Annotated in this window: 9 protein-coding genes; 5 read left to right on the top strand and 4 right to left on the bottom strand. The window is 59.3% G+C overall.

The window, feature by feature from the left end; all coding sequences use genetic code 11:
- Positions 1-2 precede the first annotated feature (2 nt).
- Genes HXW73_RS16130 through HXW73_RS16115 form a run of 4 tightly spaced genes read right to left on the bottom strand, consistent with a single transcriptional unit; the run spans position 3 to position 1,956 of the window.
- A complete protein-coding gene (locus tag HXW73_RS16130; protein WP_342211940.1) occupies positions 3-269 on the bottom strand; it encodes an acyl carrier protein in 267 nt (88 codons plus the stop codon).
- Positions 259-528 carry a phosphopantetheine-binding protein gene (locus HXW73_RS16125; RefSeq protein WP_186254049.1) on the bottom strand — a complete coding sequence of 90 codons (270 nt, stop codon included), beginning with the start codon at positions 526-528 and terminating at the stop codon, positions 259-261. Before HXW73_RS16125 ends, HXW73_RS16130 begins: the two co-directional genes overlap by 11 nt.
- Positions 500-1,288, bottom strand: a complete 789-nt coding sequence (locus tag HXW73_RS16120) for a lysophospholipid acyltransferase family protein (protein WP_186254048.1) — start codon at positions 1,286-1,288, stop codon at positions 500-502. Before HXW73_RS16120 ends, HXW73_RS16125 begins: the two co-directional genes overlap by 29 nt.
- A complete protein-coding gene (locus HXW73_RS16115; RefSeq protein ID WP_186254047.1) occupies positions 1,285-1,956 on the bottom strand; it encodes a beta-ketoacyl synthase chain length factor in 672 nt (223 codons plus the stop codon). Before HXW73_RS16115 ends, HXW73_RS16120 begins: the two co-directional genes overlap by 4 nt.
- Positions 1,957-2,088: 132 nt before the next feature.
- Here HXW73_RS16115 and nfsA point away from each other — a divergent pair, with 132 nt between their 5' ends.
- The 5 genes from nfsA to HXW73_RS16085 all read left to right on the top strand — a co-directional run bounded on the left by nfsA (position 2,089) and on the right by HXW73_RS16085 (position 9,628).
- Positions 2,089-2,820, top strand: a complete 732-nt coding sequence (nfsA, locus tag HXW73_RS16110; protein WP_186256057.1) for an oxygen-insensitive NADPH nitroreductase — start codon at positions 2,089-2,091, stop codon at positions 2,818-2,820.
- A 295-nt stretch (positions 2,821-3,115) separates the two neighbouring features.
- Positions 3,116-4,390 (top strand): O-acetylhomoserine aminocarboxypropyltransferase/cysteine synthase family protein, encoded by a 1,275-nt coding sequence (locus tag HXW73_RS16100; protein ID WP_186254046.1) that lies wholly within the window; start codon positions 3,116-3,118, stop codon positions 4,388-4,390.
- 303 nt (positions 4,391-4,693) lie between these two features.
- On the top strand, positions 4,694-6,265 hold the full coding sequence (locus HXW73_RS16095) for a Re/Si-specific NAD(P)(+) transhydrogenase subunit alpha (protein ID WP_186254045.1): 1,572 nt from the start codon (positions 4,694-4,696) through the stop codon (positions 6,263-6,265).
- A 16-nt stretch (positions 6,266-6,281) separates the two neighbouring features.
- Positions 6,282-7,724, top strand: coding sequence for an NAD(P)(+) transhydrogenase (Re/Si-specific) subunit beta (locus tag HXW73_RS16090; RefSeq protein ID WP_186254044.1), 1,443 nt, complete (start codon positions 6,282-6,284; stop codon positions 7,722-7,724).
- Between the two features lie 140 nt (positions 7,725-7,864).
- The gene (locus tag HXW73_RS16085; RefSeq protein ID WP_186254043.1) at positions 7,865-9,628 is read left to right on the top strand and encodes an ABC transporter transmembrane domain-containing protein; all 1,764 of its coding nucleotides are present in this window, start codon (positions 7,865-7,867) and stop codon (positions 9,626-9,628) included.
- Positions 9,629-9,674 lie beyond the last annotated feature (46 nt).

The following is a 9,674-nucleotide window of genomic DNA, read 5'->3' as shown; positions in this document are numbered from 1 at the left end:
TCTCAGCGTTGCATCAGGCGTTCGACGGCATTGACCACGTCGTCGATGGTGCGCACCGACTTGAAGTCGTCGGGGTTGATGCGCCGACCGGTGAACTGCTTGAGCTCGACGACCAGGTCCACAGCATCGATGCTGTCGATATCCAGGTCTTCGTAGAGGCGTGCCTGGGGCTTGATATCGTGGGAATCGAGCTCGAATAACTCGATCAGCGTCTTGCTCACGTGAGTAAATATTTCGGTACGCTCAGTGGCAGCAACATCAGTCGACACGGCGGGCCTCCACGAGTGCCTGCAGGGCATTCAGGTTGGCGAAGTGTTGGCGTGTTTCTTCGGCTTCGGCATCCAGCTTGATACCGTAGCGCTTCTGCAGTGCCAGACCAAGTTCCAGGGCATCAATGGAGTCGAGTCCCAGTCCATCGCCAAACAAGGGGGCTTCAGGGTCGATATCGCCCGGCGCAATATCTTCAAGCTCCAGCGTGTCGATGATCATCTGCTTGAGCTCAAGCGTCAGGTCGGAGGTTTCGTTCATAATGTAAGTGTTCCAATTCCCTATTGAAGTGATCGCTCAGCCGACGTGTCAGTTGTCTGGCGAGCTGCCCGGTCGGCTGCTGGTTATCTGTATTGACGGGCAGATCGTTGAGTACACGCAGATCCAACTGTACCTTGCGGATAGGAATCCGGTACCAAGGCTCCCCCTTGGTCAGCGTGGTAGGTGTGCATTGTATCAGTACCGGGGTGATATCAGTGCCTGAACGAAGGGCAATATTGGCGCCCCCGCGACGAAACTTGATCGGCCGCTGGGGAGCGGTGCGCGTGCCTTCGGGAAACAGGATCAAGGAATTGCCTTTCGCAAGGCTCGCCTTGGCCGCGTCAAGCACCGCTTCAGGGTCGGCATTGGTAATATAGCCCGCCGCCAGGATGGGGCCGCGGGTGAATGGGTTGCTGGCCAGCTTTCCCTTGACGATGCAGTCAGCATTGGGGACATGCGCCAACAGGAATACCACGTCGATCAGCGAGGGGTGGTTGGCCAGCACCAGCAATCCAGGGCGCTGCAAACGCTCGACATGTTCAAAACGATAATCCAGTACGCCAAGTTTTTGCATCAGGTCGGCGAATAAACGAAAACAGCGCTGGATCAACCGGCGTGCGATGCGCTGACGGCGTTCACTGTTGCGAATACATAGCCGGATCAGGGGGGCGATCACTAGACCAATCAGCAGGCCGCCGATACCAAATACCAGAAACGAGAGGGCCGTTCCCACACCACGTCGCCACTGATCAAGTGTCATCCGGCCTCCAGTTGCCAACGCAGCAAGCCGTCGAGAAACGGCGTGTCGTCATTCAACCAGGCGATGACATCCGCCGGCGTGGGGCGAGAGGGCGATGCAAGCGTCTGCGAGACCAACTTGGTGCCCCGGTCCAATGATAGGCGCATACCCACCGCACAGGGTGAACCGGGGTCCTCTGCGTGTTCCTGATAAGGTTCAGGAAGCGGGCCTTCAGAAAAGACAATCACGACCGCCGGATAACCTTCAACGAGGTAGCCCATCGCCTCACATAGCAGCGCGTCGAACTCGTTCCCGCAGGCCCCCAATGCCTGGAGGGGTAGATGATGACGCTGAGCGATGGAATGCACGCCCAGCACGGCGTTATGCACTGACATCGAAAAGCGGGTCGGCGATATCGGGTCCCCCTGCGTGATCGACGCCAACATTTGCAGCGTATGCGAGGCATCTCCGTGGCGGGAGGCGTGGATCAGCGGGCACGCCGTCTCGGGGTCCAGCAAGCTCAAAATGCCGCACGTTGCGCGCCCGACTTCATCCAAGCGACGACGCAGCATCGGCGGAAGCGGGGAAGCGCTGACGTTAGACGAGAGGTCGTGCTGGCTGCGTATTGCAACGCCTGACTGAGCCGCGCTCCACGCCTGCCAGTCCTCGAGATGTAAGGCTGCGCGCATATCGCTGTCTTTGAATGAGGGAAGAGCAACAATGCTAACTTGCTGATGCGGTCGGCTCAAGTTGTTTGGGAGTCGCTGTGCTATAGGCGTTAAGGGTTTATAATGAACAGATTTTATGCCATGGAGAAGTCGATGAACGACGTTATCAAGCTGCTGACCTCGCACCGTTCAATCCGCAAGTTTGAGCCGCGTGAGATGCCCGATGGATTATTGACCGAGCTGATCCGCGCGGGGCAGGCCGCCGCGACGTCCAGCCATATTCAAGCCTACAGTGTGATGCATGTCACCGATATGGCGAAACGTGAGCAGTTGGTCGAGCTAACTGGCGGCCAGGGCTATGTGGCAAGTTGCAGTGAGTTTTTGGTCTTCTGTGCCGACATGAAGCGCCCGCTTGAAGCCGCCGAGCGCACCGGGGAAGACGTTATCAGCGGCATGACCGAGCAGTTGCTGGTCGCCACGGTGGATGTATCGCTGGTAGCGCAAAACGTGGCCATTGCGGCGGAGTCAGAAGGGCTTGGCATCTGCTATATCGGCGGGATACGCAATAATCCTCAGGCGGTCAGTGACCTGCTGGACCTTCCGACGCATGTCTACCCGGTATTTGGTATGTGCATCGGTTACCCCGCTCACGACCCCGATGTTAAGCCGCGTCTACCGGTTGAGGCGGTGCTCAAGGAGAATCAATATAGCGACGACACTGAGCAAGTAGCGGCCTTCGATCACACCATGCAGGGCTACTATCAGGCCCGTAAAGGCGGCAACAAGGACACGGATTGGTCGCACAACCTGACGCCGTTATTTACCCAAAAGCTGCGTCCGCACATGCGTGAATTTCTGATCGAGAAAGGATTCAAGATGAAGTGAGTGCGCACGCGCTGACGGTAAGCCAAGGACGTTGTTTCTCTGCCAACCCGCAATGGGACGGTGCTTTAGCCAGCCATTGGACGCTAAAGCCTCCGACTGGATTTGGATCAGGCGGTCGGGCGGCGCATCACCGTCATCAATACCCCGGCGCCGATCAAGCTACCCGCACCGCAGCGGTGTAGAAGCCGACGAAACTTGGGGGTCATCAGTTTCCGGTTGAACGATTATTGGCCTTCCGCGCGGTGCTTGTTTAGGATCAGTGACGAACCTCAACAAAAAATTGCGAGCCGCCTTCATGAAGCCAGAAACCATTGCCCTCCACCATGGCTATTCCCCCGATTCACAAAACGCCGTGGCGGTGCCGATTCATCAAACCACGTCGTTTTCCTTCGATAACGCGCAGCACGCAGCGGATCTGTTTGATCTTAAAGTGGAAGGAAACATCTACTCGCGCATCATGAACCCCACCTGCGCCGTGCTGGAGCAGCGGATAGCCGCGCTGGAAGGCGGTATCGCCGGGCTTGCGGTGGCGTCGGGGATGGCGGCGATCACCTATGCGATCCAGACCATCGCCGAAGCGGGCGATAACATCGTCTCGATCAGCGAACTGTACGGCGGTACCTACAACCTGTTTGCCCACACCCTGCCACGCCAAGGCATTCAGGTGCGCTTTGCCGATAAGGACGATATCGACGGCATCGAAGCGCTGATTGATGAGCGTACCAAGGCGGTTTTCTGTGAAAGTATTGGTAACCCCTCCGGTGGGGTGGTCGATCTGACAAAGCTCGCCGAGGCTGCCCATCGTCATGGGGTGCCGGTGATGGTCGATAACACCACCGCCACGCCGTTCTTGTGTCGGCCGATCGAGCACGGGGCGGATATTGTCATCCACTCAGCGACAAAATATATCGGCGGCCACGGCACCACCGTGGGCGGCGTGATCGTGGATTCAGGGACCTTTCCCTGGGCCGAAAACGCCAACCGTTTTCCACTACTTACGGAACCTGATGTCTCCTATCATGGCGTGAGCTATACCCGTGATGTGGGCGATGCAGCCTTTATTGCCCGTGCCCGGGTGGTGCCGCTACGCAATATGGGCGCGGCGCTATCTGCCCAAGCGGCCTGGAATCTCTTGCAGGGGCTAGAAACGCTGTCACTGCGCATCGAACGTATCTGCGCCAATGCTTTGGCCGTTGCCAAGCACCTGGAAAACCACCCGTTGGTCACCTGGGTGCATTATGCCGGCTTGGAAAATCACCCCGATCACGCGCTGGCCAAGCGGTACATGAACGGTCATGCCTCGGGGATTCTTAGCTTTGGCATTGAAGGTGGCCAGGCCGCCGGCGAGCGCTTCTACGATGCGCTGGCGCTCATTTTGCGTCTGGTCAATATTGGCGATGCCAAGAGCTGCTCTTCCATTCCAGCGTCCACCACGCACCGCCAACTGAACGAGCAAGAGCTAAAAACCGCGGGTGTCACGCCGGATATGGTGCGCCTGTCGATCGGTATTGAGCATATCGACGACCTGCTGGCGGATATTGATCAAGCGCTAGCCGCCTCAAAAGCGTAGTGGCGCTAATGGAAGCGAGTATGACGCTCCCACGTCAAAGGGCTGTACGCTAAAAGCTATGCTGATACGGGTCGCTAGCAGGTTTTTTTGAGGTTGCTAACGGCTTTAGACGCTAGTGGGACCGTCATGCACACTGGCTGTTGTAGTCGTTTAACAACCCAGTTGAATCAAAGGTTGAATAGTATCTGGCGGCCTTGGCGTTAGATCCTAAACTGCTAAAAGGCGTTATGACCAAGGTCGAAAATAGGCAGTGCCCAATGTCAGAGCGGCGGCGCTGCTGGAATACAATAAAGGAGAAGTCGAGTGAAGATAGGCGCACCGAAAGAAAGTGCCCGGGGGGAGGCGCGCGTCGCGCTCACCCCCGAGAGCGCCCAACATATCCAGAAGCTGGGCCATGAGTGCCTGATTGAAGCTGGCGCCGGCGAGGCGGCGGGCTTTAGTGACGCCACGTATCGCGACGCTGGCGTGAGCGTCGTAGACGGCGCTGATGCGCTGTGGCGAGACGCCGAGGTGGTCATTAAAGTCCGCGAGCCTTCCGATGCCGAAGTCAAGCAGCTGCACGAAGGCCAAACCCTGATTACCTTCTTCTGGCCAGCGCAAAACGAGGCGCTGCTGGAAGCCTGCAAGGCGCAGGGCGCGACCGTGGTGGCGATGGACATGGTGCCGCGTATTTCCCGGGCACAGAAGATGGATGCGCTGTCGTCCATGGCCAATATCGCGGGCTACCGTGCGGTCATCGAGGCGGGCAACAACTTCGGCCGTTTCTTCACCGGGCAGGTAACCGCGGCAGGCAAGGTACCGCCCGCCAAAGTGCTGGTGGTCGGGGCTGGCGTGGCCGGACTATCGGCGATTGGCACGGCGACCAGCTTGGGCGCGGTGGTGCGCGCCTTCGACGTGCGCCCCGAAGTGTCTGAACAGATTGAATCGATGGGCGCCGAGTTCCTGTTCCTCGAATTCGACGAAAGCCAGGACGGGTCCGAAAGCGGCGGCTACGCAGCGCCGTCAAGCCCCGAGTTCCGTGAGAAGCAGCTTGCGTGTTTCCGCGAGCAGGCGCCGGATGTGGATATCGTGATTACCACCGCGCTGATCCCTGGCAAGCCGGCCCCCAAGCTGTGGCTTGAGGACATGGTCGCGGCGATGAAACCCGGTTCAGTGGTGATCGACCTGGCGGCCGAAAAGGGCGGCAACTGTGATCTGACCCAACCCGATGAGCGCGTGGTGAGTGACAACGGCGTGGTCGTGATTGGTTACACCGATTTCCCCTCGCTCATGGCCACTCAGGCGTCGCTGCTTTACGCCACCAATATCCGTCATATGCTGACCGATCTCACCCCCGAGAAAGACGGTGTGATCAACCACAACATGGACGACGACGTGATCCGCGGTGCCACAGTAGCGCATCAAGGCGAGATCACCTTCCCACCGCCGCCGCCCAAAGTAAAAGCGATTGGCGCGGCGCCGCCGAAGAAGAAGGAAAAGGAGCCGACGCCGGAGGAGAAAAAAGCCGCCGAGCATGCTGCTTTCAAGGCCCAGACCAAGCGTCAGGTGAGCTTGTTGGCGATAGGCGGTGCCCTCATGCTGCTGCTCGGCCAGGTAGCGCCCGTCTCGTTCATGCAGCACTTCATTGTGTTTGTATTGGCTTGCTTTATCGGCTTCCAGGTGATCTGGAACGTCAGTCACTCGCTGCATACGCCGTTGATGGCGGTGACCAACGCGATCTCGGGCATCATCATTCTCGGTGCCATCTTGCAGATCGGTACCAGTAGCGTGATCGTCGGCATATTGGCCGCCATCTCGGTGCTGATTGCGACCATTAATATCGTGGGTGGCTTCCTGGTGACACGCCGGATGCTCGCCATGTTCCAAAAATCCTAAGCAGCGGAGAAACGATATGTTAGGTCAAGGATTCGTATCTGCTGCGGCGATCGCGGCAAGTGTGTTGTTTATCCTCTCGTTGGGCGGGTTGAGTAACCAGGAAAAAGCCAAGCGAGCGGTGTGGTATGGCATCGTCGGCATGGCGGTGGCGGTATTCTTCACCGCCTTTGGCCCCGGGATCGGTGGCTACTGGTGGCTGATCCCGATGATGATCATCGGCGCGGCCATCGGGGTGTATCTGGCCAAAAAGGTCGAGATGACCGAGATGCCCCAGCTCGTGGCCGCACTGCATAGTTTTGTCGGTTTGGCCGCGGTGTTTGTTGCCTGGAGCGCGGATCTGGAGCGCCGCCGGGTGATGGCGGCCCAGGCCGCCGAAGGTGCAATGCACGAGTTTTCCGCCTTTGCGGCGCTGGTGGCGACCAAAGCGCCCGACGAGCTGATGTTCCTGCAAATCGAGGTGGTGTTCGCCATCTTTATCGGTGCGATCACCTTTACCGGCTCGGTGATTGCCTTTGGCAAGCTGGCGGGCAAGGTGGATGGTAAATCGCGCCAACTGCCCGGCGGCCACCTACTGAATGCCGGTGCTGCCGTTGTCTCACTGCTGCTGGCGATTCTCTACCTCAACGGAGCGGGCTTCTGGACACTGATCGTGCTTGCTGCGCTTTCGTTCTTTATCGGTTACCACCTGATCATGGGCATCGGCGGCGCCGATATGCCGGTGGTGGTGTCGATGCTCAACAGCTACTCCGGCTGGGCCGCCGCGGCCGTTGGTTTTACCCTCTCCAACGACCTGCTGATTGTCACCGGCGCGCTGGTGGGGTCGTCGGGTGCGATTCTGTCGTACATCATGTGTAAGGCCATGAACCGCAACTTCATCAGCGTGATTCTGGGTGGCTTTGGCGGCAGCCAGGGACCCGCCGCCGAGATTGAAGGCGAACAGGTTGCCATCGATGCGGGCGGCGTGGCCAGTGCGCTGAACGACGCCGATAGCGTGATTATCGTGCCGGGCTACGGCATGGCGGTGGCTCAGGCACAAAGCGCGGTGAGCGACCTGGTGCGCAAGCTGCGCGCGGCCGGCAAAGAGGTGCGTTTTGGGATCCACCCCGTGGCAGGGCGCCTGCCTGGGCACATGAACGTGCTGCTGGCCGAGGCCAAGGTGCCGTACGACATCGTGCTGGAAATGGACGAAATCAACGATGACTTTGCATCCACCGATGTGGTTATCGTCATCGGCTCCAACGACATCGTCAACCCGGCCGCCGAGGAAGACCCCAACAGCCCGATTGCCGGCATGCCGGTATTGAAGGTCTGGGAAGCCAAGCAGGTGTTCATCTGCAAGCGCGGCCAGGGCACCGGCTACTCGGGGATCGAGAACCCACTGTTCTTCAAGGACAACAGCCGCATGTTCTACGGTGACGCCCGCGACAGCCTCAACTCCCTGTTGCCGTTGGTCGAATAGCCTCGAGCGACGTAGCCGTTAAGTCACTCAATCCTCAGCCCGCGAGCTATCGCGGGCTTTTTTGGCTTTGACGTCCATCATGGCTGCAAACGGTGACACCTGTTATGTTCACTAACCGATCCCTCAGTTGAACGTCACCTATGAGCCAACGCCCTAGTCCCCGTGTACTGCTGCGCTTGCTTGGCCTGCTGCGTCCTTACCGACTTCGGTTAGCGTTGGCTGGCCTGGCGTTATTATTGGCGTCGGGTAGTGTTCTGATGCTGGGTAATGGACTGCGCCTGGTCATCGATCGGGGTTTCCTGGCGGCGGATGAACAGGCGCTGGCCCAGATGCTGGGCTTGATGCTGGCCGTAGTAGCGGTGCTGGCGATGGCGTCGGCACTACGTTATTACCAGGTGACCTGGATTGGCGAGCGCTTGGCGGCCGACCTTCGTCAGCGTGTGTTTGACCACCTGCTCAGCCTGGAGCCGAGCTTTTTCGAGAGTGCCAGCGACGGGCGTGCCGCAGGCGAGATTGCCTCGCGGCTAACGGCCGATACGAGTGTGCTGCAAAGCCTGTTTGGCTCTTCGGTCTCGCTGGCGCTGCGCAATCTGGTGATGCTGGTAGGGGCTGTCGTGTTAATGCTGATCACCCAGCCCTGGCTCTCAGCGGTGGTGCTGGTGGGTATCCCGGCGACGCTACTGCCGATTGTTTGGTACGGCCGTCGGGTGCGGCGGCTTTCGCGTACCAGTCAGGACCGCGTCGCCGAGCTTGGCCGCTATGCGGAAGAGTCGCTGAGCGGTATCCAGACCCTCCAGGCGTTCACCCACGAAGGTGAAGATAAAAAACGCTATGGAGAAAGGGTTGAACAGGCGTTTGGCAGCGCCGTGGAGCGCACCCGGCAACGCGCCTGGCTGACGGGTATCGCCATGCTGGTGGTATTCACCGCGGTAGGGTTAATGCTCTGGCAGGGCGGTCAGGCGGTGTTGGCGGGTACCATGAGTGCGGGCGAGCTATCGGCGTTTATTTTCTACGCGGTACTGGCGGCGGGCGCCGTTGCCACGCTGGCCGAAGTCGCAGGGGATGTGCAGCGCGCCGCGGGGGCGGCAGAACGGCTGCTGGAACTGCTCGATACTCAGCCCGTCATTCAATCACCTGCAACGCCGCAGGCACTGGGGAATCCGTCACGAGGCGAGATTGCGCTAAAAAACGTCAGTTTTACCTACCCTGGTCGTGAATCACCGGCGCTTGAAGGCTTTGATCTGCATATCAAGCCAGGCGAGCGGGTTGCCGTTGTGGGGCCTTCCGGGGCAGGCAAGAGCACGCTATTGGCGCTGCTGCTACGCTTTTATGACCCGAACCAAGGAACTATTACGCTGGATGGGCTGGATATCCGCACCCTGGAACTGGGCGCCTTACGCGGCGCCATGGGGCTGGTCGCGCAAACGCCGGTGCTGTTTAGCGGCTCGGTGGCGGACAACCTGTGCTACGGTGACCCGGAGGCAAGTCATGAACGGCAGCGTACCGCCGCGCGAGACGCCAGCGCCCTCGATTTCATCGACGCGCTACCTCAAGGTTTTGATACGCCGCTGGGGCCGGGGGGCGTGCAGCTTTCCGGCGGCCAGCGTCAGCGCCTCGCCATTGCCCGGGCGCTGCTGAAAAATCCTGCGGTGCTCTTGTTGGACGAAGCGACCAGTGCGTTGGATGCCGAGAGCGAGCGACTGGTGCAACAGGCGCTGGACCGATTGATGGTTGGGCGCACCAGTATTGTCATTGCCCACCGGTTGGCGACGGTGATTGCCGCTGACCGTCTGCTGGTACTCGACGGTGGTCACCTGGTGGCGGCTGGCACTCACGCGGAGCTGATTAACACTAGCGGGCTCTATCGTCATCTGGCCGCGCTGCAGTTTGGCGGTGATGGGTAAAAACTATTAAAGCAGTGATTAAATGCAAATTGTGACTATGGCCGTA

The sequence above is a fragment of the Halomonas sp. SH5A2 genome (assembly GCF_014263395.1).
Taxonomy (GTDB): Bacteria; Pseudomonadota; Gammaproteobacteria; order Pseudomonadales; family Halomonadaceae; genus Vreelandella.
This window is presented reverse-complemented; position numbering and strand designations above follow the sequence as displayed.